This window comes from Bacteroides cellulosilyticus DSM 14838, from assembly GCF_000158035.1.
GTDB classification, from domain to species: Bacteria; Bacteroidota; Bacteroidia; order Bacteroidales; family Bacteroidaceae; genus Bacteroides; species Bacteroides cellulosilyticus.
Window position 1 is genome coordinate 474,489 of the sequence record NZ_EQ973489.1, and the last position, 26,587, is coordinate 501,075.

Genomic DNA, 26,587 nt, shown 5'->3' on the forward strand with positions numbered 1-26,587 from the left:
CGCTTTTGTATATTTCACTATATTCTAATTAAATAGAGAGTTCTCTCAATACATTTACCAAGTCTTTCTTGATTGGCTTATCATTCTTGATAGCTTTTGTGAAAGGAACGTATACTACTTCGTCATGTTCGATACCGACCATTACATTGCGTTGTCCATCCATGATGGCATCAATAGCTGCCGCACCGAGTCGGCTGGCAAGGATACGATCGTGAGCAGTAGGACTTCCACCGCGCTGCAAGTGTCCAAGGATAGTAACACGTACATCGTATTGAGGATATTCATTCTTTACACGCTCTGCAAAGTGCATGGCTCCACCTGTCAGTTCGCTTTCCGCAACAATTACAATACTACTGTTCTTGGATTTGCGGAAACCATTTTTGATGAATTCTTCCAGTTGATCGACTTCCGTACTGAACTCTGGAATGATAGCGGCCTCTGCACCTGAGGCAATAGCACCGTTCAAAGCTAGGAAGCCGGCATCACGTCCCATTACTTCAACAAAGAACAAGCGTTCGTGAGAAGTTGCCGTATCGCGAATTTTATCCACAGCGTCTAGAATGGTATTCAAAGCTGTATCATAACCGATAGTCGTATCTGTTCCGTACAGGTCATTGTCGATAGTACCGGGTAATCCGATACAAGGTACATCAAACTCTTGTGCGAAAATACGTGCACCCGTCAATGAACCGTCACCACCAATGATAACCAAAGCGTCAATACCTTCCTTTTTCATATTATCATATGCAATCTGGCGTCCTTCGGGAGTAGTGAACTCTTGACAACGAGCTGTTTTCAGAATGGTACCACCTAATTGTATAATATTACTTACGTTCTGGCTTTTGAATTCTTTGATTTCACCGGTTACCAGACCTCTGTAACCTCTATATATACCTTTTACTTGTAATCCGTTGTAAATAGCAGCACGTGTTACCGCACGAATAGCAGCGTTCATTCCCGGTGCATCGCCACCGGATGTCAAAATACCTATGCACTTAACTGTTCCCATAACAATCTTTTAGTTTGGTTTAAATAATTGCCGCAAAAATAGTGCAAGTTGAGAGCAAAAGCAAAATGTTTTTTTTGATTTTGCCGAAACGCAGCCTATTTTCGCTCGGCAAAGATAGCAAAAAGCTGAGGGTGTGATTCATATTTAACGTTAATTTGTTGTTTCAAAACGATGACTTATTGTCCTGTAAGTCGTGATTGAATGGCCTTAGAAATTTCTTCCATCAGCCATTTGGGAGTGGAGGTTGCTCCACATACTCCGATAGAGGAAGCTCCGGTAAGCAGAGAACTGTCTATCTCTTCAGCGCTGTCTATCAAGTGGGAATTTGGGTTGACTTTTTTGCATTCGCTGAACAACATTTTTCCGTTGGAACTTTTCTTGCCACTCACAAAGAATACCAGGTCGTGCGAAGCGGCAAATTTCCGTATGTTTGGAATGCGATTGGCTACTTGTCGGCAGATGGTATCATAATATTCGAATGTGACATCAGGCGAGATATGTTCTTTGATATATTCTACGATTTTCTGGAATTCGTCCAATGATTTTGTTGTCTGCGAATATAAACGGATGCTTCTGGTGAAATCCAGTTTTTTAGCTTCTTCCAACTTTTCTATGACAATTGCTTCTCCGGTAGTTTGTCCTACTAAACCAAGGACTTCGGCATGACCGGTTTTTCCATAGATAACGATTTGTTTGTCCTCGGTATCTTTTTGAGTATATTCTTGCTTGATTTTCTTTTGTAGGCGGAGTACTACCGGGCAAGTGGCATCAATGATTTCAATATTATTGCGACGGGCAATTTCATAGGTTTCGGGTGGTTCTCCATGGGCACGCAGCAAAACTTTGGCATCGTGCAAATGATTAAAGTCATCATGATTGATAGTGATGAGGCCCATCTCTTTCAGGCGCTCCACTTCACGGCTATTGTGCACGATGTCTCCCAGGCAATATAAAGTGCCTCCATTGGCTAGCTCTTCTTCAGCTTTATTTATTGCAGTGACTACACCGAAGCAGAAGCCGGAACCTTCATCTATTTCTACTTTTACCATAATATAATATGTTGATATAGAGATTGTAAACAGACCTTCGGAAGGGCTACACCCTTTTTCCTTTATCTTTTAACGATCTTATTGAATTGCTCTTGCAACCATTCCTTTTGTTGAGGAATAGTCATGTCAGTATTGTCCAACAGCAATGCGTCATCTGCTTTGCGAAGCGGGCTTACTTCTCTATTCTGATCGATATAGTCCCGTTGCTTTACATTCTCAAGTATTTCATCAAAACTGGCTTCTTGTCCTTTGGCCTTTAATTCATCATAGCGACGTTGTGCACGGATTTCGGGCGTGGCAGTTACGAATATTTTTAGTTCAGCATCTGGAAAAACCGTAGTTCCGATATCACGTCCATCCATGACAATACCTTTGGAATTGCCCATTGCTTGTTGCTGTGCTACCATTGCTTCGCGTACAAACCCTAAAGTTGCAATGGGACTAACATGGGAAGAAACTTCCATGCTGCGGATTTTATTTTCTACATTTACTCCGTTCAGATAAGTATCCGGACGCCCGGTCTCAGGGTTTAATTGAAAGGAAATATGGATATTATCTATTTCTTTTCGAAGTCTTTCCGTATCGATGTCATTTCCCTGAAAGATGCCGTTTTCTATACTGTATAAAGTGACTGCACGGTACATGGCACCACTATCGATGTAGATGTAGCCTATTTCACGGGCAAGGTCTTTTGCCATAGTACTTTTTCCGCAAGAGGAAAAGCCGTCGATTGCAATAGTTATCTTTTTCATATTTGAGTTATGCTATTATATATTATAAGGTATATGATAAATTAAAAATAAGTGAGGATGAACTCACATGATATTTGGCGTATGCCATTCCCAGTTTCAACCGTTTTAATTGAATACCTGTACCACAGGTGAAACCTGCCCAATGACTGGAACCGTTTATTTTCATTTCTTCTCCGCGGCGGAAATTATATCCGGCTGCCAGATAAAAGTTGTTGGTTGGTAGGAAGTCAATACCAAGGGCAATATGATTTAACAATTTCTTTCCGAAATTGTTTGCCGCTGTGGTTGAGGCACTCCAGTGTGTGAGGTCATGTAGGGTAAGGGAAAGCCGAAACGGAGCATGTGACAATCGTTTGCTGAATCCCAGTTGTACATCAACTGGTAATTTCTCATGCCGTTCCTCGAAAGCTTTAAGCTGTCCTCCCAGGTTGCGTGCAACGAGCGAGGCGGAAAAATCGGACTCCTGATTATAGTAGTTTAATCCCAGATCGACACCGATAGCAAATGAAGAATATTTATCATAGTGGGAGTAAATGAAATTGGTGCGTACACCTCCACTCCAATAATCACTTAAATCATAGGTATAAATACCCGATATAGAGATATCTTTGGCGGAGAAAGTTCCGGTTTCAATATTTTCTTCAGTCGTTTCTTTAAGCTCCCCATAGTCTACATATTGTGCGGTTATTGCCCAGGTGGAACGCTCACCGGCAGTACGTGCAAATGCGGCTCCACCAACGTTGACACCATCCATGTAAAGCATGTAATTCAAGTTGAGAGTCTTATCCGCTACGCAGGAAAGAAGAGCCGGATTCTGGACAGCCATAGTTAAATCATCTTCTATAATAGAAATGTTTTCTCCACCCAATGCTGATGCATGGGCAGAAAAAGGGAGTTTTAGAAATTGAAAGGCGCTGGTTCCGTCTTGTGCACGTAAAACGGAGAAAATCAGGAGTAGTAGCGCCGTTATAAATGACTTTTTCAACATTTCATTTAAAATTATTGCCAAAGATACGGTATTTTTAAAATATCTCGTTACATTTGTGGCACAAAAGCACAGGTGTGCTTTCTGAAGGATAAAAAAACAAAAATGGGTGCATATTGTCTTAAAAAAGATAGTACGGCTGAACGTTTTGCGGAAAAAGTACTATATTTGCCCAAAATGAGAAACACGTTAAAATAATATTATAATTATGGAAATTAAGAAAACACCTAAAGCAGATTTGGAGAACAAGAAATCGACTTGGATGCTTATTGGTTATGTTATTGTGCTTGCCTTTATGTTTATAGCATTTGAATGGACGAAGCGCGATATCAAGATTGATACAAGCCAGGCGCTTACTGATCTCTATTTTGAAGAAGAAATGGTTCCTATCACTGAACAGGAAGAAAAAGTAGCTCCTCCTCCTCCTGAAGTAGCTCCGATTAACGAAACGTTGGAAATCGTAGCGGATGATGCTGATGTGGAAGAAACAGTTATCGCCTCTTCAGAAGAAACAGGTAAGGCAGTAGAAGTAAAATATGTGCCTGTAACTGTTGTAGAAGAAGAACCGGAAGAACAAACCATTTTTGAGGTTGTAGAACAAATGCCTGAATTCCCGAATGGTGGTATGGCTGGTTTGATGCAATTCTTGAGCAAGAACATCAAATATCCGACTATCGCCCAGGAAAATGGTACGCAAGGTCGTGTAACAGTACAGTTCGTTGTAAACAAGGACGGTAGTATTGTAGATGCCAAAGTCATAAGAGGTGTTGATCCGTATCTGGATAAAGAAGCACTTCGTGTGATTGGTACCATGCCGAAATGGAAACCTGGTATGCAGCGCGGTAAACCGGTACGCGTTAAATATACGGTGCCTGTAATGTTTAGATTGCAGTAATACGTTATCTATATAAAAAGGAGGCTGCTTTTGGGCAGCCTCTTTTTATTCCTACTATTCTCCTAAATTTACTATCATTATGTTTACAGCTTCCGAGCTTCTCGAAAATTTTAATTCTCATATTGCTGGCTTACAATTTACGCGTACTCCGAAAGGATTGTATGCTCCGGTAGAATATGTATTATCTATGGGTGGAAAAAGAATTCGCCCGGTGTTAATGTTACTGGCTTATAATTTGTACAAGGAAGACGTGACCCGTATCTATGCTCCGGCCACAGGTATCGAAGTTTATCATAATTATACTCTTTTGCATGATGATTTGATGGATCGTGCGGATCGCCGTAGAGGAAAAGAAACTGTCCACAAAGTTTGGAATGATAATACTGCTATCCTTTCGGGAGATGCGATGTTGGTGCTTGCCTATCAGTTTATGGCAGAATGTCCTTCGACTTTTCTGAAAGAGGTTATGGATCTTTTCAGTTTGACGGCACTTGAAATTTGTGAAGGTCAGCAAATGGATATGGAGTTTGAGCAGAGGAATGACGTAACTGCAGAAGAATATCTGGAGATGATTCGTCTGAAAACTGCCGTGTTGTTGGCGGCGAGTCTGAAGATTGGAGCTCGTTTGGGGGGCGCTTCGGTAGAAGACGCTGATCGTTTATATGATTTTGGTATGCATATAGGTGTTGCCTTCCAGTTGAAAGATGATTTGCTGGATGTATATGGCAATGCTAAAGTGTTTGGAAAAAATATAGGTGGGGATATTCTCTGTAATAAAAAAACATATATGCTGATTAAAGCATTGGAGCATGCGAATGCGGATCAGCATAACCAGTTGAATAGCTGGATAAACGCAGAGACTTTCCAGCCGGCAGAGAAAATTGCAGCTGTGACGGAACTGTATGACCGGATTGGTGTAAAGGCAGTTTGCGAAAATAAGATATTGGAATATAGCAACCGGGCAATGGAAAGCCTTGCAGCTGTCAGTATTGCAGAAGAAAAAAAAGAAGAACTGAAAAAGATAATAGAAAATTTGATACACAGAGAAGTTTAACTGTGCTTTTTTGTAACTATGCCTTATAGAAGATTACCAAATACAGACCAGGCGAGAATACGGGCACTGAAAGCAGTGGTTGCAAAAGCTGATACCCATAACCTCTATGATTTGGCAGTTTCTTTAAAGACGTTGACTGAAGCCCGGAATTTCTTGATGAGATTTGAAGCCGCCCAATCGTATTATGTCCAATGCTTTGAACGTCAGTCGCAAGCAGGGCGTAAGCATCAGGCCAATGTAAAGATGGCTCGTTTGTATATTTCTCATTTCATTCAGGTATTGAACTTGGCTGTTATTCGTTCGGAAGTGCGTGCAGCCCATAAATCTTATTATGGTTTGCCGACTGATAGTTCAAATGTACCGGATTTATCGACGGAGGCAGCCTTGGTGGAGTGGGGGCGAAAAATTATAGATGGAGAAACCAAACGAACTTCTCAAGGAGGGATTCCTATTTATAATCCTACTATTGCGAAGGTTAGAGTTCATTATGATATTTTTACAGATAGTTATGACCGACAGAAAAATTTGCAGGCTTTAACTGCCCGTAGTTTAGATTCTCTTTCTACTATGCGAACTACTGCCGATGAATTGATCTTGGATATATGGAATCAAGTGGAAAAAAAGTTTGAAGATGTTTCTCCCAATGAAAAACGATTGGAATTATGTCGTGATTACGGGCTGATTTATTATTATCGTACTGGTGAGAAACGAATAGAAAAAGTAAACGAATGAGATTGATAGATACACATTCCCATCTTTTTTTGGAGGAGTTTTCAGAGGATTTCCCACAGGTTATTGAGCGTGCACGTGCTGCCGGAGTAACTCATATATTTATGCCCAATATTGACAGTACGACTATTGAAGCAATGCTGTCAGCCTGTAGCGTTTATAAAGGATACTGTTTTCCTATGATTGGTTTGCATCCTACTTCTGTCAATGACAATTATGAAAAAGAATTGGAAATAGTTGCTCGCGAATTGAAGTTTTCTAAGGAATATGTTGCTATAGGGGAGATCGGCATGGATCTTTATTGGGATAAAACTTACCTGAAAGAGCAGCAAATAGTACTGGATAAACAAGTCAACTGGGCTTTGGAATATGATCTTCCTATAGTAATCCATTGCCGGGATGCCTTTGATTATATATATAAGGTGCTGGAACCTTACAAAAAGACTCCTTTAAGAGGAATATTCCATAGCTTTACAGGAACGGCAGAGGAAGCTACCCGTGTATTGGAGTTTTCCGATTTCTTCATTGGAATTAATGGTGTGGTTACTTTTAAGAAGTCCCACCTTCCGGAAATTTTGGCAGGAATACCATTAGAAAAAATTGTTCTTGAAACAGATTCTCCTTATCTGACTCCAGTCCCGAATCGTGGTAAGAGGAATGAAAGCGCCTATGTGAAGGATACTTTGATGAAGGTCTCTGAAATTTACGGGATGTCTCCTGAGGCTGTTGGAGACGTTACTTCGGAAAACGCTTTAAAAGTGTTTGGAATGCTCAAATAACATCGGAAAGATTTTAAAGTTTATTAATTTTGAGATTTTATTAAAGATAAAACGGGGAGAATGAAGGGCAAGAACGAAAAAAAGAATACATTTGTAGCTGAAAACGCTTGTGGTTCGCATTTTTTTTGTAATTTGCAGCCGTTTTTGAAAGAGGCCTCTATTGGAGAGATGCTCGAGTGGTTGAAGAGGCACGCCTGGAAAGCGTGTATACCTCTAAAGGGTATCCGGGGTTCGAATCCCCGTCTCTCCGCAGGATGAAAGAAAAAACAAAAACAATAAATGAATATAATAAACAAATTAATTAATTAATCTTAAAAATTAGACACACAATGAAAAAGTTATTTGCAATTGTTGCTGTGATGGGAGTCTTAACATTTGGCTCAACTCAACTTGCTCAGGCTCAAGATGCTCCTGCAGCGGAACAAACAGAACAAGCTGCTCCTGCAGCTCAGGCGGCTCCTGCCGGTGATGCTACTGTAGAAGCAGAAGAAGGTGGTATTCACAAGGAAATTAAAACTAAGTTTATTGAAGGTACTGCATCTTTCATGAGTTTGGTTGCTATTGCTTTGGTTATCGGTCTTGCATTCTGTATTGAACGTATCATTTATTTGAGCTTAGCTGAAATCAACACAAAGAAGTTCTTGGCTGCTATTGAAGCTGCTTTGGAAAAAGGCGACGTAGAAGCTGCTAAAGACATCGCACGTAGTACAAGAGGTCCTATCGCTTCTATTTATTACCAAGGCTTATTGAGAATCGATCAAGGTCTTGACGTAGTTGAGAAGTCTGTAGTATCTTACGGTGGTGTACAAGCTGGTTACTTGGAAAAAGGTTGCTCTTGGATTACGCTGTTCATCGCAATGGCTCCGTCTTTGGGATTCTTGGGTACTGTAATCGGTATGGTGCAGGCATTTGATAAGATCCAACAAGTAGGTGATATCTCTCCGACGGTTGTAGCAGGTGGTATGAAAGTTGCCTTGATTACAACTATCTTCGGTTTGATCGTTGCTTTGATTCTGCAGGTATTCTACAACTATATCCTGTCTAAGATCGAAGCTTTGACCAGCGAAATGGAAGATTCTTCTATCACTCTGTTGGATATGGTTATCAAATATAACTTGAAATACAAAAAATAAGAGAAATGGCTAAATTATCATATAGAGTATCATATTACGTACTGTATGTTTTGTTCGCTGCTATTTTAGTAGTATTGGGCATATTCTACTTCGGTGGAGATGCTCAGGGCGATGCAGTACTGCCGGGTGTTGATCCCGAAATGTGGCAGCCTGCCCAGACAGAAAGTCTGTTGTACTTAATGTATGGTTTGTTTGCTTTGGCTGTTGTTGCGATGGTAGCTGCGTTTATCCTACAATTTGGTAGCGCATTGAAAGATAACCCTGTGAAAGCTTTGAAATCATTGGTTGGTGTTATTTTACTAGTTATTGTAATGATCATTGCTTGGTCTATGGGTAATGGTGAACCGATGGTTATTCCGGGTTATAGTGGAACTGAAAATGTTCCGTTCTGGCTGAAGTTAACTGACATGTTCCTGTATACTATTTATTTCTTACTGGGGGCAACTGTTCTTGCGATGCTTTTCAGTAGTGTTAAAAAGAAATTATCATAATCGATTGAGGAAACTCAATCTAATGGAGTAATTACAATGGCAAAAGGAAAAAGAAAAGTTCCTGATATAAACTCAAGTTCTACAGCGGATATCGCTTTCCTGTTGTTAATCTTCTTCTTGATTACGACTTCTATGGATACGGACCGTGGTTTGGCAAGACGTTTGCCGCCACCACCCGAACAAGACCAAAAGAAAGATGATTCGGATAAGGTTAAGGAGCGTAACGTAATGACAGTCTTCCTGAACATGAACGACCAGTTGATGTGTAGCGGAGAATATGTTAGTGTAGATCAGTTGAGAGATAAGGCAAAAGAATTCATTGCCAATCCGTATAATGATGAGTCTAAACCGGAAAAGCATGCGAAAGACATTCCTTTCTTCGGGACTATGCAGATTACGGAAAAGCATGTGGTTTCTTTGCGTTGTGACCGTGGTTCTTCCTATAAAGCATACTTAGCCGTTCAGAATGAGCTGGTAGCTGCTTACAATGAGTTGAGAGATGAATTGGCTCAGGAGAAATGGGGAAAGGACTATGCTGCTTTGGACGAAGACCAACAAAAAGCAATTCGTGATATTTATCCTCAGAAGATCTCTGAGGCAGAACCTAAAAAGTACGGAGAAAAGAAGTAATGGGAAAATTTAATAAGACTGGTAAACGCGAAATGCCTGCGTTGAATACTTCTTCTCTGCCTGACCTTATCTTTACTTTGTTGTTCTTCTTTATGATTGTAACAACAATGCGTGAGGTAACATTAAAGGTTGAGTTTAAGGTTCCGCAAGCTACTGAGTTGGAAAAACTGGAAAAGAAATCTTTGGTTACGTTTATCTATGTAGGAAAGCCTACAGCTGAGTTCCGTAAGAAACTGGGTAATGAAAGCCGTATCCAATTGAACGACAGCTATGCTGAAGTTGCTGAAATCCAAGATTATATTATTGGTGAACGTGCCAGTATGAAGGAAGAAGATCAACCGCAGATGACTGTTTCTTTGAAAGTGGATCAAGATACGAAAATGGGTATCGTAACAGATATCAAAGAAGCTCTTCGTAAAGCTTATGCATTGAAACTTAACTATTCTGCGCAGCCGCGTCAGTAAGAAGTTAAATCAAACTATATAAATAAAGGGTGCTTATTTCGAATAGGCACCCTTTATTTTTTTATTCTTGTACGTTATATACTTCCCGATATATAGAGTTTTTTACTGTTTCAAAATCCCTTTCACGCTCTAAATTTCCGTGTGCCATAAGTAGCATGGGTAAATAATCATCCCCGGGTCTGTATGGAGGCTGAAGATATGGTTTCTCCCAAAGAACAAATCCTTGGCGCTTGTAGAAATTAATACGCCTTTGAGCCATTTCTTCTTCCGGCATTTCCACTTCCAGAACAATAGGATGTTGAAGCAACTCGCATAAATGATTTAAAACGTTCTTTCCATGTCCGCCATTACGCTGGGCCGGATCAACAGCAAAGTGTTCTACGTAATAGAATTTGCCGAAATCCCAATAGGTAATGAATCCTACAGGAGTATCATGGTGGAAAATAATATTGTTATAGAAATGAGGTTTGTTATCAGTGTACAGGCGCAGTTCTTCTAACGGTCGGTATTCTTCAGGTGGGAAGGCGGCGGTTATTAACTGTTCCATGTACTCATACAAAAATCCATCAGCGGTGCTGATACGTTGAAGTCTGATCATAATGTTGGTCTTTAAAGTTTAGTTTCTCTTATTATTTGGTATAAAAATCAATGAGTCTTTGCAGTGATCGTTGGCATACCGGGCAGAATGTTGGATATTCATTGGTGCGCATGCGGCAGTTATCAGCGGGACGGAATATGCCTTTGGCTGAATATCCACCTCCTTCATATACTCCTACCGGATACTTTGCCTGTTCGTTGACAGGGGTAGGAATAGGAGTACCTTTAATGAGCATATCTTCCCATTTAGAAGCGAAATCGATACGGGTACTTATATTTTGTTCCCAAGGTTCTATATCCAATGGGTAGGTATCTGTCATGACATCATCGTCGTAGAAATATTCATCGGCCAACCCTCCGAAACTGTGTCCGAACTCGTGTACAACTACCGGACGGAACATTGGGTGATGAGCTGTAGTCAGGGTATAAGCATTATAGATGCCACCACCTCCATACTCTTCAGTATTGGCAAGAATAATAATGTGTTCATATGGTATTCCGGCCAAAGCATCGTGTATGGATTTGACACGACGGGTAGTCAGATAACGGTCAGAATAGAATGTACTGAAATGGGAACTAAAGGCTGTATGTTTCCATTCTCCCAAACGGGGAACACTTACCCCTGTGTCATCAGATGGGCTGGCAACAGCTACAATATTGAAGCGATCTTTCATACTCTTGAACGGTTCGTGTGAAAATAGGCTTTCACAGGCGATTTCCGCATCCTGATAGAATACGTTCATTTCTACAGGAGTATATCCTTCGGCAAGAATGGCCACGTCGATGCACTTGTCAGTTTCACCATTCTTTAGCAGATATTTATGTGGAGTGATGTGTGCAGTTCCTTTCTGATGAATAAGTATATCATCGGGGCGTACAGTGTGCGTCAGATGTGTACGCACTTCTTTTCTCGGGCTTAACAGGGTGATCTCTATTTCCACAGGACGGAGCGGGTAGGGCAGTAAGAAGGTATTTTCAAATCCTTTGGTGACAGCCTTGGCTTCGTCCGTTTCCAGCCACTCTTGAAAGAGGGAAGAGAAAGAAGTAGTATAGATTGTCTTTCCACTTTCCAAATCCTTCATGATGATTTGTCCATTACCTTGCAAAGGTAATTCAGCTAAATGATGACGCCTTCCGGCCCATGATGGAAGTACGGACAGTTCATCAAGACATACATTCTGGCGGGCGGCATTTCCTGTAAAGATATAATCAATACGCAATGTTTTATCGGCAAAATACTCAGTGTAGTTTTGCGCATGGCCTATTGTAACCATCAGTAAGCACAATGCAAGTACAAGATATTTTTTCATAACAATCTAATTTTGTAGTTATAGGCAAAGATAATGCAAATTGAGCGCAGAACTTTCATGCTAGCATGAAAAAGTTATGCCGAGATGTAGCTTATCTTCTTTTCACCCTGTTTATCGTAACTGTGGGTTTATTCATTTTTTAGCAAGAAAAGTAATAAATCGTATTTTTATTGGGAAAAATTTCGCTAACTTTGCACATTATCGTATGAGAATACGGTGAAGCAATCGTTATTTATTAATCATAAAATTAGAAATGGGACATCATCAATTGGATACTTTAGACGAGCAAATACTGAAATTGATTGCAGATAATGCCCGTATTCCTTTCCTGGAAGTGGCGAGAGCTTGCAATGTTTCCGGTGCAGCCATACATCAACGCATACAAAAATTGACGAATTTAGGTATCTTGAAAGGTTCGGAGTACGTCATCGATCCGGAAAAAATAGGTTATGAGACTTGTGCCTATATTGGCATTTATCTGAAAGATCCGGAATCTTTTGACGCAGTGACAAAGGCACTTGAAGCTATTCCCGAAGTTGTGGAATGTCACTTTACGACGGGTAAATATGATATGTTTATTAAACTTTACGCACGCAATAACCACCATTTGCTGAGCATTATCCACGATAAATTACAGCCGTTGGGGTTAGCGCGCACAGAAACACTAATATCCTTCCATGAAGCCATAAAACGGCAGATGCCAATCATGGTGGAGATGGATGAAGATTAGGAATTACTTACGGATATAATCCACAAATGCATAAGGGCAGGGATGTTTCTCGTCAACAAGATGAGATTCCCTGCTTTTTTCATGCCATATTGCGGACTCTACGGCAGGGAAGTAAGCATCTACCTGAGGTGCTTCTGCATCGATTTCCGTCAGGCAAAGCATGTCTGCCAATGGCATTGCCTGTTTATATACACTTGCTCCGCCCATAATATATACTTGTTCCTCAGGCTGACAGCTTTGCAAAGCTGCTTCAAGGGTAGGGAATACTTCTGCACCGGGACATTGAATCGCAGGATTAGATGAAAGTACCACATTTCTTCGGTTGGGCAGTGCGCCTTTAGGCAGGGACTCGAATGTTTTTCTTCCCATGATGATGGTGTTTCCTGTGGTCAATGCCTTGAAACGTTTTAAGTCATTGGGAAGCCAGAATAATAATTTATTTTGGAAACCGATTCCTAAGTTGCGGTCTATGGCGGCGATGATACTAATCATGATTGGATATATGATTTGTTAAACAGAAACTTTACCTGCTATATGCGGATGTGGATCGTAATTTACCAATTCGAAATCTTCATATTGGAAGTCGAAGATGCTCTTCACATCCGGGTTTATCTTCATTTGCGGCAACGGACGTGGTTCGCGGGAAAGTTGCAGTTTGACCTGCTCCAGATGATTCAGATAAATGTGCGCATCACCGAGTGTATGAATGAAATCCCCTGCTTTCAGCCCGGTCACTTGTGCCATCATCTGCAACAGTAGGGCATAAGATGCAATGTTGAAAGGTACACCGAGAAAAATATCCGCACTTCGTTGATAGAGTTGGAGACTCAACCGTCCGTTTGCCACATAGAATTGAAAGAAAGCATGACAGGGAGGAAGATTCATATTGTTAATATCTCCCACATTCCAAGCGCTGACAATGATGCGGCGGGAATCCGGATTATGAAGAATTGTTTCTACAGCCTCACTGATCTGATCGATGGAACCGCCTTTGTAATCAGGCCAGGAACGCCATTGATAACCGTAAATATGTCCCAGATCACCGTTCTCATCCGCCCATTCGTTCCAAATGCGAACACCATGATCTTGCAGATACTTGGCATTGGTATCTCCATTCAGGAACCATAGCAATTCATATATAATCGATTTCAGATGCAGTTTTTTGGTGGTGAGGCAGGGAAAGCCATCCTCCATATTGAAGCGCATTTGATGTCCGAATACGCTGATTGTACCGGTTCCGGTACGGTCTTCCTTGTGTACGCCCTCGGTTAATACCCGATTGAGCAAGTCTAAATATTGTTTCATGATTGCAGATTACGAATTAAAAACAACAAAAGGGACAATCTTTTTTTTGCCTCGCCAAAGGTAACTAAACTTCGGCAGATAGCATAGAATAATTTTCAATTAAAAATTAGAGGAACAGTGGTATAATTAAAGGAACGGTGTCATTAAATTACCCACCCAACCTACAAACTTCTTCCATCCTGAACGCTTTTTCCAAACTTCGGGAGTCAATAGCGTACTATTCTTTTTATCCCGTTCAAACATATCATTCAACTGGTGAGTGATTGTAGGATCGAAAATAAACGCATTCGTTTCAAAGTCATATCGCAGACTGCGGCTATTCAGATTGGCTGTACCCACAGTACAGAAATTCCGGTCTACCATCATAATCTTGGAATGGTGGAAGCCTCCGTTAAAGAGATAAACTTTTGCCCCTTTCTTCATCAGCTTGTGTACGATATAGAAGGATGCTTCCGGGGTGAAAGGAATATCAGAAACGGCAGGTATCATGATTTCCACTTCAGTACCTTTTTTTAATGCATATTTAATGGCCTTCCGGATGGATTTGGTCGGTACAAAGTAGGGGTTCACAATCTGTATGCTGTGTTGCGCTGCTCCAATGGATGCTGCATAAGCGTGACTGATGGAGCGGGGAGTTTCCCTCGGTGTACGGTCTACTATGGCTATTTCTTCGGCTATACTGTCGGGGAGTTGCGGTATATCAGGAAAGTAAACGGGGCCACCGACGTGCTGTTTAGTCTCCTGGTTCCACATCGTGAGGAAAATACCTTGCAGATAGCGCACGGCATCTCCTTCGATACGCATGTGCATGTCGTGCCATTGACCGATTTTGGGCAGTCCCGTAATGTAATAGTCGGCTATATTCATACCACCGGTATATCCTATTTTGCCGTCAATCACTACGATTTTCCTATGATCTCGATGCATGGCATGATTGATCCATGGGAAGGTGATCGGGTCAAATTTCACTATTTCAATGCCCCGGTCACGGATTGCTTTCAGGTGATGTTTCTTTAATGGTTTGTTATTAGACCAGTTACCGAAAGCGTCGAAGAGAGCACGGACTTCCACACCTTCCTGTACTTTTTCTGCCAGTAAGTCGAATAGGGCATTGGCTATGGAGTCATTGCGGAAATTGAAGTATTCCAGATGAATGTGATGTTTGGCGTGGCGTATTTCTTCGAAGAGATCCAGAAACTTCTCCCGTCCGCTCATCAGAAGCTTTACTTCATTGTTGGCGGTAACCGGAATGCCTTGTTGTTGTAGATAATGCATCACGAGCGAGTCACTGGTGGCGACTTGCGCGTGAATATTTCCTATAAAGAATAATGCAGATGATAATATGATGAATAATATTCTTCTCAAAACTTCTTACGCTTAGTTAGTTTTTCTAATTGAGTCGACAAAGATACAATTTATTGATGAGAAATGTTTGCTCAGTTAAAAAAAATTAGCCCTTGACCTGCAAAATGCAGGCAAGGGCTAACTAAATTATTGTAAGGGCAAACGGATTTATTGCAAGAATAAATGAGCTTTATGCTAAAGAACAAATCTTGCGATATCCTAAGTAGACCAATACTACTGCCACTATAATCAGTGATTTGGGATCGAGTTCCGCTGCACCGCTTTGTATGGCGCTGGTGAAAGTTTCGCGTAAGGCCCCCAGCACAAGCTGCAAGCCGTCGAGAACAAAGAACAACACTACGGCAAGCGTAAAACAGAACAAGCTCCACAACTGCGAAATCCGGTAATACCGGTTGGGTAGGTGGTGCATCACGCGGCGGCTGAAGCCGTTATCTTCTATCTCTTTCCGATTGTCAGAGAAGAACTGCTGCAAAAGTTTATCATCAGTTGTTTCCGTCATAACCATTTTGTTTTAAGTAGGTAGCCATTTTTTCTTTCGCCCGCGAGAGGTGGCTTTTGACTGTTCCCGCCGGGCATCCCGTGATACCTGCAATCTTTTCGATGCTCTGATCTTCCATGTAGAACAAGGTGATACAGGTTCGTTCCATTTCTTTTAGTGTCGCTAGCGCCCGGTAAACGTCCATCTGTTGTCCTACGTCATCTTGGCTGGTGTTCCAGCGGGTATCCACTTCCCGGGTGTCGAGGTCGGCTGTCTCTTTCCGACTGCGAAGATAATCATAAAATACATTATATGCAATACGGTAGAGCCAGGTGGAGAAATTGGACAGGTTTTTGAATGAAGCCAGGTTGGTGTAGGCTTTGATAAACGTGTCCTGCGCCAGGTCGTCACTCAACTCGTTGTCGCCGCAAGTCAGGTTGAGGAAGAACCGTCGCACGGGCGACTGGTACTTTTTCACCAACTGGTCGAAGGCCCTGGTGTTGCGAAACACCACGACCTGTGCGACTAACGATATGTCATTGAGTTGGCTCATCTCTCCCGGTTGTTCTTTTTATTAGAGTCTTGCGTATAATAAATAACTAATTGTCCGAATCCGGTGAACATGATCAGCAGCCCGACACAACCTACTCCAAAGTTCTCGGTAATGGCCCAGAGGAAGATGAATAATCCGATGCCAATGAAGATGTTTTTGATACCTTTGGTACGGATATCTTCTGTTTTCTCCGCATTCTTGAAGAAGTCTTCAGGCAGTTGTTGCCCACTCGAAAGTGCTTGTTCTGCAAGGCGGTATTTGGCTTTTCGATTTTTGTAATTGAAGAAGAATACCGTAAAGACGATGAGTAGCGGCAGACCGAAGATGAAGACGATGGCAGTAACTGAAATGATGGTTTCAGAGGTTTTGCCATCTAAATCGAAGTCCCAGTCCCAACCACTGCCGTTGTGGCGTTTCCATCCTTTATCACTTTTGCTGTCTGAACTACTGCCTTCGTAGGTCATGATGCTGAGCGTATCGGTTACTGTCTTTCCGTCGATGGTAGTATCGCGCAGTTCGATCACGCGCTTTTTGTTCCCCAGACTGTCGTTTTCTGTAACCGTTCTGTTTTTTGCCTGTACCAGTGAACATAATGTCATGGCGGCGATGAGTGCTAAAATTATCCGTTTCATAATCATATTTTGTTTTATCTTTTATTGTTTCTTTGTGTATTAGACGTATCATGCCAGTTAGAAAGTTGCAAAGAGACGATATTTTTTTTAGAAAATCGGTATTATCTGAAAATATTTGCAGATATTTTAGATGTAAAGGGGGATGGTGGGATTGATTCTTTCATAACCGAAAAAAATGGATCACTTTTATTTAATAATAATGTAATATCAGACTTCTTGTACTCATAAGATGTAGGTATTTTGCTCTATATCCGGTTAAAACAACTAAATCCGGTTGCTTCTTATTGTAATTAGTGCTACTTTCGCAAATCTATATTAAAACGCTTTTTGGAGAAGTTACGGAATATATTGAAATGGTTCCTTCCTTTATTATTTATCGCATATTTAGGAGGTATTACACTATTTACTCACTCGCATGTGGTAAATGGGGTAATTATTGTACATTCCCACCCGTTCAAAGGTGAACATAGCCATACGGAAGCGCAGGTTGAAACGATATTCTTCCTTTCTTCTTTTGTAGCTTCTTCTCTACCGGCTATTCTTTTTGTCGCATCGGCTTTCCTTATTTTATTGCGTGTACTGAGTGTTCCAGCTGTAGAACATACCAAGTGCGTGCGAGTTCGTTGCGGCATCAGTCTGCGTGCACCACCTGTAGTTCATTGACAATAGAAATTCCCCTTATTAAAATCCATTAAAAATTAGAACTACATGAAAAAATATATTTTTTTCGTGGTGGGAGTGATGTGTACATTGCTCTCCCACACCGCTTATGCAATTGATTTAAATAAATCTGACGCCAATATTATTGGCCACGTATTAGAGAAAAAAACAGGAGAACACCTTCCTTATATGACAGTAGCCCTGAAAGGGACCACTATCGGAACTATGACCGATGGTACCGGACATTATTTTCTGAAGAACCTTCCGGAAGGTGAGTTCATACTCTCCGTCAGTGCCGTAGGTTATAAACCACAAGAACGAAAAGTAACCCTTAAACGAGGCAAGACGCTGGAAGAAAACTTCGAACTGGAAGAAGATATGGTAGCCTTGGACGGCGTAGTTGTTACAGCCAATCGTAATGAAACCGCTCGCCGACTGGCACCTACCTTGGTAAAAGTTGTTACTCCGAAACTATTCGACATGACCAATTCGCATACCTTGTCGCAAGGTCTCGTCTTCCAGCCGGGCGTGCGTGTAGAAAATGATTGCCAGAATTGTGGTTACTCACAGGTACGTATCAATGGTATGGACGGGAAATATACACAGATACTGATTGATTCCCGTCCCATTTTTTCTGCACTGGCGGGTGTTTACGGTTTGGAGCAGATTCCCGCTAATATGATAGAGCGTGTGGAAGTGGTACGTGGAGGCGGTTCGGCTCTTTTCGGCTCTTCGGCCATTGCCGGAACAGTGAATATCATTACGAAAGAACCTCTCCGCAACTCAGGTTCGTTTGCCCATTCTATCTCCAATTTTGATGGCTCCGGTTCGTTTGACAATAATACTACGCTTAACCTTTCCCTGGTATCTTCGGATAACAAAATGGGAGCTTACATCTACGGGCAGAACCGCCACCGTTCGGCATGGGATTCCAACGGTGACAGTTTTTCCGAATTACCCAAATTGAAGAACCAGACAGTAGGCGTGAACGCTTATTATAGGTTGAGCCCCTATTCCAAGTTGAATCTGGAATATCATCACATGGAAGAATTCCGTCGTGGCGGTAACCGCTTTGATCTGCCGCCTCACATTGCCGAAGATGCCAATCTGAATGGTTCCGGCGAACCCGGACTGGTGGAGCAGATCGAACATTCCATCAATACGGGCGGCTTGAAGTTCAGTGCCTTCTCCAAGGATCAGAAGCATGCGTTCAATGCATACGCCTCTGCCCAGCATATCGTGCGCGACAGTTATTACAGTGCCTATGGGCATACCACCGATTTCACCGGCGTATTGGGCGCTCAGTATATCTATCATTTTGATAAGCTCTTTTTTATGCCTTCCGACTTGACGGGTGGGGTAGAATTTAATCATGATAATCTGGACGACAAAGCAACGGATATGCAAAAATACCGGGATGCCGCTTTGGCGGAAGATCCCACCGCAACAGGAGACCGTCTGCAACAGTTGATTGATAAATATACACCCGATCCCTTGAAACAGATTGTGAACATTGCGAGTGCCTATGTGCAGAATGAATGGAAAAGCGAGCAGTGGAGTTTTCTGATAGGCGGACGTCTGGACAAGAATAGCATTATGAGCAAAGCCATTTTCAGTCCCCGTGCCAATATCCGCTACAACCCTACGCAGGACATAAATATCCGTTTCAGTTATGCTGAGGGGTTCCGTGCTCCGCAGGCTTTCGACGAAGACTTACATATAAGTAATGTGGGAGGCGAGTTGATTTCCATCGTTCGTGCTAAGGATCTGAAAGAAGAACGTTCGCGCAGTGTGAACGCTTCGATGGACTGGTATCATTACTTCGGTGATTTCCAGGCAAATTTGCTGATAGAAGGTTTCTTCACGAAACTTTCCGATCCGTTTGTACTGACAGCACCGGTAGAAGATCCGAACGGTAGTGGATATCTGATACAAACCCGTGTCAACGGTTCCGGTGCAAAGGTGTATGGTGGTACATTGGAAGGAAAGATCGCCTGGCGTGATAAAATCCAGTTGCAGGCGGGACTGACCGTGCAACGCAGTCTGTACGATTCTCCCGAGGAGTGGAGTGCAGACAAGGAACATTTGTCGGATGAAGAACGCCATAGCGACCGGATATTGCGTACCCCCGATGTTTATGGTTACTTTACTGCCACTTTCAATCCTACAAAAGCATTGTCAGTAGCCCTGAACGGTAATTATACCGGGCGAATGTATGTGCCTCATCTGATGTCCGAAGTAGATGGTACGGCAGACCTGTTGGTGAAGAGCCCGGATTTCTTCGAACTGGGTGCCAAGGTAGCTTATGATATAGATTTTTCCGGTATGTGCCTGCAATTCAATGTGGGAGTACAGAATATCTTCAACTCCTATCAGAAAGATTTTGATAAAGGAGCCACTCGCGATTCCGGTTACATTTATGGTCCGGGAGCGCCTCGTTCCTACTTTGCGGGAGTCAAGCTTAGTTTTTAGTGCCCGGCGGGTTTGCCTTGTATTGCCTTTTTATGTTACCTTTGAAGAAGATAAGCTGCATCTCAGCATAACTTTTTCATGCAAGCATGAAAGTTATGCATTCGATTTGCATTACCTTTGCGGACATAAAATAATTTGGCACATGGATTTACCCGTATCTTTTGCAGACCGTACCCGTCTCCTCCTGGGAGATGAAGAATATAATAAACTGGCTGACGCCTTAAATGGCGAACAGCCCGTAAGCATACGACTGAATGAAGAAAAACTACCCGATTCTTCATTCAGTCTTTTTCATACCTCTTCCGGGCGTGTGCCCTGGTCTTCCACAGGATTTTATCTCGACCGTCGGTTGACGTTTACCTTCGATCCGTTGTTTCATGCCGGATGCTATTATGTACAGGAGGCATCTTCCATGTTTGTGGAGCAAGCATTAAAGCAATATATCGGTGAAACGCCTTCCGTGATGCTTGACCTTTGCGCCGCTCCCGGTGGAAAATCTACCCATGCCCGCAGTGTATTGCCTGCAGGCAGCCTGTTGGTAGCAAATGAAGTGATCCGTAACCGTTCGCAAATCCTGGCGGAGAATCTGACGAAGTGGGGGCATCCCGGTGTCGTGGTAACCAATAACGATCCGGCAGACTTTGCTGATCTGGAAGGCTTCTTCGATGTCATATTGACCGATGTTCCCTGTTCCGGTGAAGGTATGTTCCGTAAAGATCCCGTTGCCGTCAGCGAATGGAGTCCGGAGAATGTGGAAATCTGCTGGCAACGTCAGCGACGTATCATCTCCGATATATGGCCCAGTCTGAAACCCGGTGGATTGCTTATCTATAGCACTTGCACGTATAATACGCAGGAAGATGAAGAAAATATCCGCTGGATGCGTGATGAATTCGGTGCAGAGATACTTCCGGTAGATGCTCCGGCAGCGTGGAACATTACCGGAAACTTGCTTGCTGGTGAAGATTTTCCTGTATATCGTTTTCTGCCTCACCGTACAAAGGGTGAGGGCTTTTTCCTTGCCGTACTTCGTAAACCGGAAGGAGAGACGGTACGAATCCGTTACAAATCCACTGTTTCCCAAGGAAAGAAGAAAGCTGGTGCCTCAGCATCTAAAACTAATGCCGGAGCATCTAAGGAACAATTATTGGCCGCCCGTGCCTGGCTCCTTTCGGCAGACGACTATGAGATTTCTGCAAATGGAATGAATATTGTGGCTTTCCCTAAAGAATATATATCCGGATTGTCAGTCCTCCAACAATCTCTTCGTGTCATTCAGGCAGGCGTTACCCTTGCCGAAGTGAAAGGCAAGGACCTGATTCCCAATCATGCTCTTGCTATGAGCACTGTGCAGGCTTCCGATGTTTTTCCTCGTGAAGAAATTTCGTATGAACAGGCTATTGCCTATTTGCGTAAGGAAGCTATTGTGCTTCCCGATACTGCTCCACGCGGTTATGTGCTGTTGACGTATAAGGATGTTCCTTTAGGTTTTGTGAAGAATATCGGTAACCGGGCTAATAATCTTTATCCGCAGGAGTGGCGTATCCGAAGTGGATACCTGCCGGATGAGATACTGGTGATGAAATAAAGAAATCATCCGGAATTTCAGTTGCGTGAGTTGGAAGTAGCAAATGCCCTTCCTCACTCTGTGTTTTTAGCATCTATATATCGGTGGTCTTGGATATATAGATGCAATACATTGGATATATAGATACAACACGTTGGACATATAGATGTTGCACATCCAATATATAGATACTCCCCGTCCGATATATACAGCTAATTCCCGGGAAAGTTTTAACTCATGCACTGGAAGTTTCAGATAAACCAAGTTTAAATACCTTTTGGGGCTTCCAGATCTTTCAGCCCTCACCGGATTTTCCTCGTTCATTGGTCTTTCGGCTGAAATTTCTTTTTACTTCTTTGTAAGATAATAGAAAAACATCATCTTTTCAGCTTACAAGAAGTTGGGAGTTTGTCAACAGGAAGTTAACTTCTTGTCGGCAAACTCCCAACTTCTTGTAAACAAAGAATTAATATTTTGTATTCTTTTGATTATCAGAAATAAAGCGTTAGTTGAAATCAGTGCGTTTGTATATAAATATCATTGCTTTTGTCAGACATTGGCAAGTAGTTGTTCGAAAGAGTGGAATTTGTATTCCTTTCCTTTATGCAGTCTGAAATCTTCGGCAGACAATACCTGTAAGTATGGCAAATCGACCGTCCCTGACATAGAAATGGGAGAACAAGTATAGCCATGCCGGTTGAGTGCATTTGTTGTCCAGTGCAGCAATACTTCATCATTGGCTTCCACAATGATACAGCGGTTACTATCCACTTTGGGATAATATACTCCGTGCGCATAATCAAACCGGATATCGTTGCAGGAAAACAAGCCGTCCATCCGGTGACTTAGAATCATATCTTCCGTTACTCCACATTGCAGTCCGTTTTCTTTTGAAAGTAACCAAAGTTTATCTGCCAGTACCAATGCCTGCTCTATGTCATGGGTGGAAAGCAGGATTGCTTTCTTTTGTTCCACTGCCAGGTGATGAAGCAAAGTCATAATTTCGATGCGACTCACTACATCCAGGAAAGCTGTCGGTTCATCCAGCAGAATGAGCGGACATTCCTGTACCAATGCTTTGGCAATCATGACCTTCTGTCGTTCCCCATCTGATAGCTCTGCAGTATAATTGTGTGCTTTATGACTGATGCTTACAGCTTCCAGAGCCTCTTCAATGATGGAGTGATCCGTTTTGTTCAATCTGCCGAAGAATCCCGTATGAGGTTGTCGTCCCAGAGCTACCAACTCATATACAGTCAGTCCGCCTGCTTGTGTCTTGTCTGTCAGTACTACTCCGATGGTACGTGAACGTTCTTTTTCGGAATAGGCAGACAATGGCTTTTCCTGTACAAATAATTCTCCTGACAAGGCCGGTTGCGAAGCCGCCAAAGTGCGGAGCAGAGTTGATTTACCGGTTCCATTAGCTCCCAGGAGGCAGGTCAGTTCTCCGGGATAGAGCCGGAAGGAGAGATGTTCATGTATCCGTTTCTCTTGCTTTCCCTGGCGGTAGCCGATGCATAAATCGTTTGCGGTGATAACAGCTTTCTCCATCAGTTGAAGTATTGTATTTTACGTTGGTTGACAATGACATAAATGATAACAGGCGCCCCCAGCACAGGGGTTACCGCATTGAGGGGAATAATACCTGCTTCACCCGGAAGGATGCAGATCAGATTGCAGAGCAAGGCAATTACACCACCTGTCAGCAAAGTGACGGGAAGCAGTGAATTGTGATTGGACGTACCCAGCATCAGGCGGGAGATATGTGGAACGGCCAGACCGATGAAAGCAACTGGTCCGCAGAAGGCGGTGGTGACGGCTGTCAGTAGTCCGGTGGCAATCAGTAACAGATTTCTTGTGCGACGGATGTTTACTCCTAAGTTTTCAGCATAGCGCGTACCCAACAGCAAGGCATTCAAGGGTTTGATAAGCAGGATGGAAAGTAACAAACCTGCCAGACAGAAAATGGAGAAATAGGGGAGTTGTTGCAATGAGACACCTCCGAAGTTCCCCATGCCCCATATCATATAAGAATGTACCCCTTCGGCAGTAGCAAAGAAATTAAGTAATGAAATAGCGGACGAAGTGATATAACCGATCATGATACCCGTAATCAGCAGCATGATGTTGCTTTTTATCAGTGTCGAAAAGAAAAGGATAAGTCCCATTACCACCATCGACCCGATGAAGGCACCGAGTATCACGGAAAAGAAACCGGATAAGGTAAATACTCCTGTAGCAATGCTTCCTCCACCGGCCAGCATCACCAATGCGACACCAAGACTTGCTCCTGAGTTAATGCCCAGGATGGATGGACCTGCCAGTGGGTTGTTGAATGCCGTTTGTAGCATCAGTCCCGAAGCTGCGAGTGCGGCACCACATAGTAATGCCGTGACGGCTTGCGGCAGACGGGACTCCCAGATAATAAAAGCCCAGCTGGTTTTTTCTACTTCATTTCCTATGAGAGTATTCCACACAGCTCCGGCGGGGATATTGATTGAACCGAACCAGAGATTCGCAGCCATCAATACGAGAATGAGGACCGACAGTGCTATGCCATATATATATCCTTTTGCTTTCGTTCTTATCATCAGTTCTATTCTGATAGTTTTTTGTAATACCTCAGCTCATAGCCTTCCAACAGTGAAGGGTGAAATATTTTAATCAAATCTTTCAATAACCAGTCCGGATGGAAAGGCGTTTCTTCGTAAAAAGGAACCCGGTTGGTATTACATCCGTAGATGTTCCGTTCCTTGAAAGCACGGAAACCTGCATAAGGGGCAAATTCTTTTTCCAGTTCCTTGTATGTTTTATCTATAGGTTGGTTATAGCGTATCAGCCAGAAATCCGTTTGCTGACCTTTCTCAAAGATAACTTCGAAAGGATAGGGGAGCGAGCCGCTATGTGTATCTTCTCTGAAAATATAGTTGGCGCCTGCATCAGCGTATAGCCTGGCAATGGTGCTGTTGCCACCCGGAGTGTACCAGGTAGAGCTTGTTTTCAAATCACACATCACGGAGGGAGCAAAGGAGATGGGTTTTACTAATTCCTGTAAATCCTTATAGCTTCTTTCTACCGAAGCAAACATAGCATCTGCTTCCGCTTTTTTACCAAATAGTAGACCGTAGAAACGCATCCATTCGGCACGTCCCAATGAAGAGGTTTCCATATAGTCAGCACATTCAATGATGGGTACATTCAACTTTTCCACACGCCCGTATCCGCCGCTGTTTTCAAAAGGAGAAAGTAGAATGGCATCGGGGTGCAGGTCTATGATTCTTTCGATATTGGGGTTCATGCCATCACCTACATCGGTGATGGTTCCGTTTCGGCATCCTTCCTCGATTTCCGGTAGTTTGATGTACTTCAAGTCGCATACGCCACCAATACTATTTAAAGCACCGAGGTCTTTTAGCAAGCTGCAATGAACGGATGAGTAGATGACTGCTTTACTAAGTGGGGTGCGGACAAGAGTACCTTGAGGCAGTTCTTGGGGTAACGGCTGCTTTTTGTCTACTAATACATAGGTGTGTAGTATCTTTGTTGTATCCCAGGGATTGCGTAGCTGTGCAACGATATAATCTTCGTAATCTATCAGAGAGAGATTAGAAGAATAGTGCAGCGGGATGCTGTCTCCTTGTGCAGAGCCGGAAACAGTGCTGCTCTTTCCGCCGCAGGCGGAAAGAAGTAGTACTGTCATCCAAAGGGCATTGTATAGACTAATTTGTATATGAATACGTTTGAGTAGAAGCATTGTTTTAATATTACTTGTTTACAACAAGGTTTTTAGCATATGTTATAGCTAAATATTTATATAATTATAAGAATACTATGTTATTGGGATTTTGACCGCCACAATCGAATTTTTCTACAAATGTTCCATCCTTTTTGAAACGGTAAATATCTCCGTTACCATCTACGTAATGAGTGGTTCCGATATAAATATCACCATTTTTTTCATTTATTTCCATTACATAAATGCTTGCGCTGGATAGTTCTTCAGGTGCATTCTTCAGGAAATTGACCTCACTTAATTGTTTGGTGGATATGTTATAAGTGAAAAATGTATTTACTGTCGTGTAAGGATAGCTGGAATAGTCAGTATCCGAGTTGATTAAATACAATGTGTTTTCTGATGCTGCCATGTGTGTCGCGGCGGTGATACTTGTTACTTGATTGTTATTCTTAGGGTCTATTACTTGGAGTTCGTTTCCTTCATCTCCACCCCATATTAAAGAAGCCAATAGGAATATTTTGTCGTTTTTCTCTAACAGTTTATTCGGATTCCTTCTCACAGTAAGTGTATTTTTCAATTCCATAGTGTTGGCATCAATAACGAATACTTCATTAAAATATTCATAGGCACCTGTTTCTGTTACAGTATAGCAATTGGCAACATAAAGCAGTCCATCTTCTTCAGCAATACCTTCTAGATTTTTTCCTCCTTCAAAAGTTTTCACTCGTTCTAAAGTATTTGCATTCAGTTTGGATACTTTGCCGCCATATTGGGTCACATAAATATAACCATCGTCAGCAGTCATATAGCGCGGACTTCCTTCACTGCTGGAAAAAGCGAAGCGTTGTTGTTCCACACCGGCTGCATTTAATCTTGTAATATATTTGGAGCCGGAAACAATCACATAAATATAATCATTGTACACGATCATGTCTTGTCCTGTGTCTCCTAATTTTGCATTATTTTGTTTTTGAAAAATATCTGCGATAAAGTCTATTGTTTTATCCGGATCATAGAAAGAAATATTAGCGTTATTTAGGTTTAGACTTCCTTCATTTAAAATGAACACTCGATTCTGGGAAAGAGCTACTTTAGAGCCACTGTCATCTCGTTTTGAATCATTATCGTCGTCGCTGCAAGAGATAAAACTTGTACCGAGTGCCAATAGGCAGATAGCACTGAATAATAAAGATCTGATTTTCATAATTAATG

Annotated in this window: 28 protein-coding genes and 1 tRNA gene; 13 read left to right on the forward strand and 16 right to left on the reverse strand. The window is 42.3% G+C overall.

Annotation, left to right across the window (positions count from 1 at the left end):
* Nucleotides 1-28: 28 nt before the first annotated feature.
* The 4 genes from pfkA to porQ form a co-directional block, all read right to left on the reverse strand.
* On the reverse strand, nucleotides 29-1,009 hold the full coding sequence (pfkA, locus tag BACCELL_RS04490) for a 6-phosphofructokinase (protein WP_007210387.1): 981 nt from the start codon (nucleotides 1,007-1,009) through the stop codon (nucleotides 29-31).
* Nucleotides 1,010-1,185: 176 nt separating this feature from the next.
* Nucleotides 1,186-2,058 carry a 4-hydroxy-3-methylbut-2-enyl diphosphate reductase gene (locus tag BACCELL_RS04495; protein WP_007210389.1) on the reverse strand — a complete coding sequence of 291 codons (873 nt, stop codon included), beginning with the start codon at nucleotides 2,056-2,058 and terminating at the stop codon, nucleotides 1,186-1,188.
* A 62-nt stretch (nucleotides 2,059-2,120) separates the two neighbouring features.
* Nucleotides 2,121-2,810 (reverse strand): (d)CMP kinase, encoded by a 690-nt coding sequence (gene cmk / locus BACCELL_RS04500; RefSeq protein ID WP_007210390.1) that lies wholly within the window; start codon nucleotides 2,808-2,810, stop codon nucleotides 2,121-2,123.
* Between the two features lie 22 nt (nucleotides 2,811-2,832).
* Entirely contained in the window at nucleotides 2,833-3,798 is a 966-nt protein-coding gene (porQ, locus tag BACCELL_RS04505) for a type IX secretion system protein PorQ (RefSeq protein ID WP_007210391.1), read from the reverse strand.
* A gap of 205 nt (nucleotides 3,799-4,003) precedes the next feature.
* Between porQ and BACCELL_RS04510 the strand changes: the two genes are divergently transcribed.
* The 9 genes from BACCELL_RS04510 (at nucleotide 4,004) to BACCELL_RS04550 (ending at nucleotide 9,970) form a co-directional block, all read left to right on the forward strand.
* On the forward strand, nucleotides 4,004-4,690 hold the full coding sequence (locus BACCELL_RS04510; RefSeq protein WP_007210393.1) for an energy transducer TonB: 687 nt from the start codon (nucleotides 4,004-4,006) through the stop codon (nucleotides 4,688-4,690).
* 79 nt (nucleotides 4,691-4,769) lie between these two features.
* Complete coding sequence (locus BACCELL_RS04515; RefSeq protein ID WP_007210394.1) at nucleotides 4,770-5,744, forward strand: polyprenyl synthetase family protein; 975 nt, start codon at nucleotides 4,770-4,772, stop codon at nucleotides 5,742-5,744.
* 18 nt (nucleotides 5,745-5,762) lie between these two features.
* A complete protein-coding gene (locus BACCELL_RS04520; protein WP_007210395.1) occupies nucleotides 5,763-6,476 on the forward strand; it encodes a hypothetical protein in 714 nt (237 codons plus the stop codon).
* Complete coding sequence (locus BACCELL_RS04525) at nucleotides 6,473-7,252, forward strand: TatD family hydrolase (RefSeq protein ID WP_007210396.1); 780 nt, start codon at nucleotides 6,473-6,475, stop codon at nucleotides 7,250-7,252. Before BACCELL_RS04520 ends, BACCELL_RS04525 begins: the two co-directional genes overlap by 4 nt.
* Nucleotides 7,253-7,414: 162 nt before the next feature.
* Nucleotides 7,415-7,502, forward strand: a tRNA-Ser gene (locus tag BACCELL_RS04530).
* A 79-nt stretch (nucleotides 7,503-7,581) separates the two neighbouring features.
* Nucleotides 7,582-8,385 (forward strand): MotA/TolQ/ExbB proton channel family protein, encoded by an 804-nt coding sequence (locus BACCELL_RS04535; RefSeq protein ID WP_007210397.1) that lies wholly within the window; start codon nucleotides 7,582-7,584, stop codon nucleotides 8,383-8,385.
* 5 nt (nucleotides 8,386-8,390) lie between these two features.
* The gene (locus BACCELL_RS04540) at nucleotides 8,391-8,876 is read left to right on the forward strand and encodes a hypothetical protein (RefSeq protein ID WP_007210398.1); all 486 of its coding nucleotides are present in this window, start codon (nucleotides 8,391-8,393) and stop codon (nucleotides 8,874-8,876) included.
* Between the two features lie 36 nt (nucleotides 8,877-8,912).
* Entirely contained in the window at nucleotides 8,913-9,506 is a 594-nt protein-coding gene (locus BACCELL_RS04545) for an ExbD/TolR family protein (protein ID WP_007210399.1), read from the forward strand.
* Nucleotides 9,506-9,970 carry an ExbD/TolR family protein gene (locus BACCELL_RS04550; RefSeq protein WP_007210400.1) on the forward strand — a complete coding sequence of 155 codons (465 nt, stop codon included), beginning with the start codon at nucleotides 9,506-9,508 and terminating at the stop codon, nucleotides 9,968-9,970. Before BACCELL_RS04545 ends, BACCELL_RS04550 begins: the two co-directional genes overlap by 1 nt.
* A gap of 61 nt (nucleotides 9,971-10,031) precedes the next feature.
* Here the strand turns inward: BACCELL_RS04550 and BACCELL_RS04555 are convergent, their stop codons facing one another.
* Entirely contained in the window at nucleotides 10,032-10,568 is a 537-nt protein-coding gene (locus tag BACCELL_RS04555; RefSeq protein ID WP_007210401.1) for a GNAT family N-acetyltransferase, read from the reverse strand.
* A 31-nt stretch (nucleotides 10,569-10,599) separates the two neighbouring features.
* Nucleotides 10,600-11,877 carry an IgA Peptidase M64 gene (locus BACCELL_RS04560; protein WP_007210402.1) on the reverse strand — a complete coding sequence of 426 codons (1,278 nt, stop codon included), beginning with the start codon at nucleotides 11,875-11,877 and terminating at the stop codon, nucleotides 10,600-10,602.
* 253 nt (nucleotides 11,878-12,130) lie between these two features.
* Between BACCELL_RS04560 and BACCELL_RS04565 the strand changes: the two genes are divergently transcribed.
* A complete protein-coding gene (locus BACCELL_RS04565; protein ID WP_007210403.1) occupies nucleotides 12,131-12,607 on the forward strand; it encodes an Lrp/AsnC family transcriptional regulator in 477 nt (158 codons plus the stop codon).
* Nucleotides 12,608-12,610: 3 nt separating this feature from the next.
* Here BACCELL_RS04565 and BACCELL_RS04570 read toward each other — a convergent pair whose 3' ends face one another.
* The 6 genes from BACCELL_RS04570 to BACCELL_RS04595 form a co-directional block, all read right to left on the reverse strand.
* Nucleotides 12,611-13,099: a dihydrofolate reductase gene (locus BACCELL_RS04570; RefSeq protein WP_007210404.1), complete on the reverse strand. Its 489-nt coding sequence runs from the start codon at nucleotides 13,097-13,099 to the stop codon at nucleotides 12,611-12,613.
* An 18-nt stretch (nucleotides 13,100-13,117) separates the two neighbouring features.
* Nucleotides 13,118-13,912, reverse strand: coding sequence for a thymidylate synthase (locus BACCELL_RS04575; RefSeq protein WP_007210405.1), 795 nt, complete (start codon nucleotides 13,910-13,912; stop codon nucleotides 13,118-13,120).
* A 126-nt stretch (nucleotides 13,913-14,038) separates the two neighbouring features.
* Nucleotides 14,039-15,223 (reverse strand): cardiolipin synthase, encoded by a 1,185-nt coding sequence (cls, locus tag BACCELL_RS04580; RefSeq protein ID WP_256141479.1) that lies wholly within the window; start codon nucleotides 15,221-15,223, stop codon nucleotides 14,039-14,041.
* A gap of 223 nt (nucleotides 15,224-15,446) precedes the next feature.
* A complete protein-coding gene (locus BACCELL_RS04585) occupies nucleotides 15,447-15,776 on the reverse strand; it encodes a DUF5056 domain-containing protein (RefSeq protein WP_007218983.1) in 330 nt (109 codons plus the stop codon).
* On the reverse strand, nucleotides 15,760-16,308 hold the full coding sequence (locus tag BACCELL_RS04590) for an RNA polymerase sigma factor (RefSeq protein ID WP_007210408.1): 549 nt from the start codon (nucleotides 16,306-16,308) through the stop codon (nucleotides 15,760-15,762). The genes BACCELL_RS04585 and BACCELL_RS04590 overlap by 17 nt, the downstream gene beginning before the upstream one ends.
* Nucleotides 16,305-16,940 (reverse strand): DUF6249 domain-containing protein, encoded by a 636-nt coding sequence (locus BACCELL_RS04595; RefSeq protein ID WP_007218984.1) that lies wholly within the window; start codon nucleotides 16,938-16,940, stop codon nucleotides 16,305-16,307. Before BACCELL_RS04595 ends, BACCELL_RS04590 begins: the two co-directional genes overlap by 4 nt.
* A gap of 327 nt (nucleotides 16,941-17,267) precedes the next feature.
* On the opposite strand from BACCELL_RS04595, the gene BACCELL_RS04600 reads away from it, so the two are divergent.
* The 3 genes from BACCELL_RS04600 (at nucleotide 17,268) to BACCELL_RS04610 (ending at nucleotide 21,660) form a co-directional block, all read left to right on the forward strand.
* Nucleotides 17,268-17,603 carry a hypothetical protein gene (locus BACCELL_RS04600; RefSeq protein ID WP_007210410.1) on the forward strand — a complete coding sequence of 112 codons (336 nt, stop codon included), beginning with the start codon at nucleotides 17,268-17,270 and terminating at the stop codon, nucleotides 17,601-17,603.
* Between the two features lie 45 nt (nucleotides 17,604-17,648).
* Nucleotides 17,649-20,072 carry a TonB-dependent receptor gene (locus BACCELL_RS04605; protein ID WP_007210411.1) on the forward strand — a complete coding sequence of 808 codons (2,424 nt, stop codon included), beginning with the start codon at nucleotides 17,649-17,651 and terminating at the stop codon, nucleotides 20,070-20,072.
* Between the two features lie 142 nt (nucleotides 20,073-20,214).
* Nucleotides 20,215-21,660, forward strand: coding sequence for a methyltransferase RsmF C-terminal domain-like protein (locus BACCELL_RS04610; RefSeq protein WP_007210412.1), 1,446 nt, complete (start codon nucleotides 20,215-20,217; stop codon nucleotides 21,658-21,660).
* A 528-nt stretch (nucleotides 21,661-22,188) separates the two neighbouring features.
* On the opposite strand, the gene BACCELL_RS04615 is transcribed toward BACCELL_RS04610, so the two are convergent.
* The 4 genes from BACCELL_RS04615 to BACCELL_RS04630 form a co-directional block, all read right to left on the reverse strand.
* Complete coding sequence (locus BACCELL_RS04615) at nucleotides 22,189-23,190, reverse strand: ABC transporter ATP-binding protein (protein WP_007210413.1); 1,002 nt, start codon at nucleotides 23,188-23,190, stop codon at nucleotides 22,189-22,191.
* Nucleotides 23,190-24,230: an iron ABC transporter permease gene (locus tag BACCELL_RS04620; RefSeq protein ID WP_007210414.1), complete on the reverse strand. Its 1,041-nt coding sequence runs from the start codon at nucleotides 24,228-24,230 to the stop codon at nucleotides 23,190-23,192. The genes BACCELL_RS04615 and BACCELL_RS04620 overlap by 1 nt, the downstream gene beginning before the upstream one ends.
* A 5-nt stretch (nucleotides 24,231-24,235) precedes the next feature.
* Entirely contained in the window at nucleotides 24,236-25,339 is a 1,104-nt protein-coding gene (locus tag BACCELL_RS04625; RefSeq protein ID WP_033160751.1) for an ABC transporter substrate-binding protein, read from the reverse strand.
* 118 nt (nucleotides 25,340-25,457) lie between these two features.
* Nucleotides 25,458-26,579 carry a DUF5074 domain-containing protein gene (locus tag BACCELL_RS04630; RefSeq protein WP_007210416.1) on the reverse strand — a complete coding sequence of 374 codons (1,122 nt, stop codon included), beginning with the start codon at nucleotides 26,577-26,579 and terminating at the stop codon, nucleotides 25,458-25,460.
* Nucleotides 26,580-26,587 lie beyond the last annotated feature (8 nt).

Excerpts from the sequence above, each read along its gene's own strand:
- pfkA (WP_007210387.1), bottom strand. The coding sequence starts at position 1,009 with ATGGGAACAGTTAAGTGCATAGGTATTTTGACATCCGGTGGCGATGCA.
- BACCELL_RS04495 (WP_007210389.1), bottom strand. The coding sequence starts at position 2,058 with ATGGTAAAAGTAGAAATAGATGAAGGTTCCGGCTTCTGCTTCGGTGTA.
- cmk (WP_007210390.1), bottom strand. The coding sequence starts at position 2,810 with ATGAAAAAGATAACTATTGCAATCGACGGCTTTTCCTCTTGCGGAAAA.
- porQ (WP_007210391.1), bottom strand. The coding sequence starts at position 3,798 with ATGTTGAAAAAGTCATTTATAACGGCGCTACTACTCCTGATTTTCTCC.
- BACCELL_RS04510 (WP_007210393.1), top strand. The coding sequence starts at position 4,004 with ATGGAAATTAAGAAAACACCTAAAGCAGATTTGGAGAACAAGAAATCG.
- BACCELL_RS04515 (WP_007210394.1), top strand. The coding sequence starts at position 4,770 with ATGTTTACAGCTTCCGAGCTTCTCGAAAATTTTAATTCTCATATTGCT.
- BACCELL_RS04520 (WP_007210395.1), top strand. The coding sequence starts at position 5,763 with ATGCCTTATAGAAGATTACCAAATACAGACCAGGCGAGAATACGGGCA.
- BACCELL_RS04525 (WP_007210396.1), top strand. The coding sequence starts at position 6,473 with ATGAGATTGATAGATACACATTCCCATCTTTTTTTGGAGGAGTTTTCA.
- BACCELL_RS04535 (WP_007210397.1), top strand. The coding sequence starts at position 7,582 with ATGAAAAAGTTATTTGCAATTGTTGCTGTGATGGGAGTCTTAACATTT.
- BACCELL_RS04540 (WP_007210398.1), top strand. The coding sequence starts at position 8,391 with ATGGCTAAATTATCATATAGAGTATCATATTACGTACTGTATGTTTTG.
- BACCELL_RS04545 (WP_007210399.1), top strand. The coding sequence starts at position 8,913 with ATGGCAAAAGGAAAAAGAAAAGTTCCTGATATAAACTCAAGTTCTACA.
- BACCELL_RS04550 (WP_007210400.1), top strand. The coding sequence starts at position 9,506 with ATGGGAAAATTTAATAAGACTGGTAAACGCGAAATGCCTGCGTTGAAT.
- BACCELL_RS04555 (WP_007210401.1), bottom strand. The coding sequence starts at position 10,568 with ATGATCAGACTTCAACGTATCAGCACCGCTGATGGATTTTTGTATGAG.
- BACCELL_RS04560 (WP_007210402.1), bottom strand. The coding sequence starts at position 11,877 with ATGAAAAAATATCTTGTACTTGCATTGTGCTTACTGATGGTTACAATA.
- BACCELL_RS04565 (WP_007210403.1), top strand. The coding sequence starts at position 12,131 with ATGGGACATCATCAATTGGATACTTTAGACGAGCAAATACTGAAATTG.
- BACCELL_RS04570 (WP_007210404.1), bottom strand. The coding sequence starts at position 13,099 with ATGATTAGTATCATCGCCGCCATAGACCGCAACTTAGGAATCGGTTTC.
- BACCELL_RS04575 (WP_007210405.1), bottom strand. The coding sequence starts at position 13,912 with ATGAAACAATATTTAGACTTGCTCAATCGGGTATTAACCGAGGGCGTA.
- BACCELL_RS04585 (WP_007218983.1), bottom strand. The coding sequence starts at position 15,776 with ATGACGGAAACAACTGATGATAAACTTTTGCAGCAGTTCTTCTCTGAC.
- BACCELL_RS04590 (WP_007210408.1), bottom strand. The coding sequence starts at position 16,308 with ATGAGCCAACTCAATGACATATCGTTAGTCGCACAGGTCGTGGTGTTT.
- BACCELL_RS04595 (WP_007218984.1), bottom strand. The coding sequence starts at position 16,940 with ATGAAACGGATAATTTTAGCACTCATCGCCGCCATGACATTATGTTCA.
- BACCELL_RS04605 (WP_007210411.1), top strand. The coding sequence starts at position 17,649 with ATGAAAAAATATATTTTTTTCGTGGTGGGAGTGATGTGTACATTGCTC.
- BACCELL_RS04610 (WP_007210412.1), top strand. The coding sequence starts at position 20,215 with ATGGATTTACCCGTATCTTTTGCAGACCGTACCCGTCTCCTCCTGGGA.
- BACCELL_RS04615 (WP_007210413.1), bottom strand. The coding sequence starts at position 23,190 with ATGGAGAAAGCTGTTATCACCGCAAACGATTTATGCATCGGCTACCGC.
- BACCELL_RS04620 (WP_007210414.1), bottom strand. The coding sequence starts at position 24,230 with ATGATAAGAACGAAAGCAAAAGGATATATATATGGCATAGCACTGTCG.
- BACCELL_RS04625 (WP_033160751.1), bottom strand. The coding sequence starts at position 25,339 with ATGACAGTACTACTTCTTTCCGCCTGCGGCGGAAAGAGCAGCACTGTT.
- BACCELL_RS04630 (WP_007210416.1), bottom strand. The coding sequence starts at position 26,579 with ATGAAAATCAGATCTTTATTATTCAGTGCTATCTGCCTATTGGCACTC.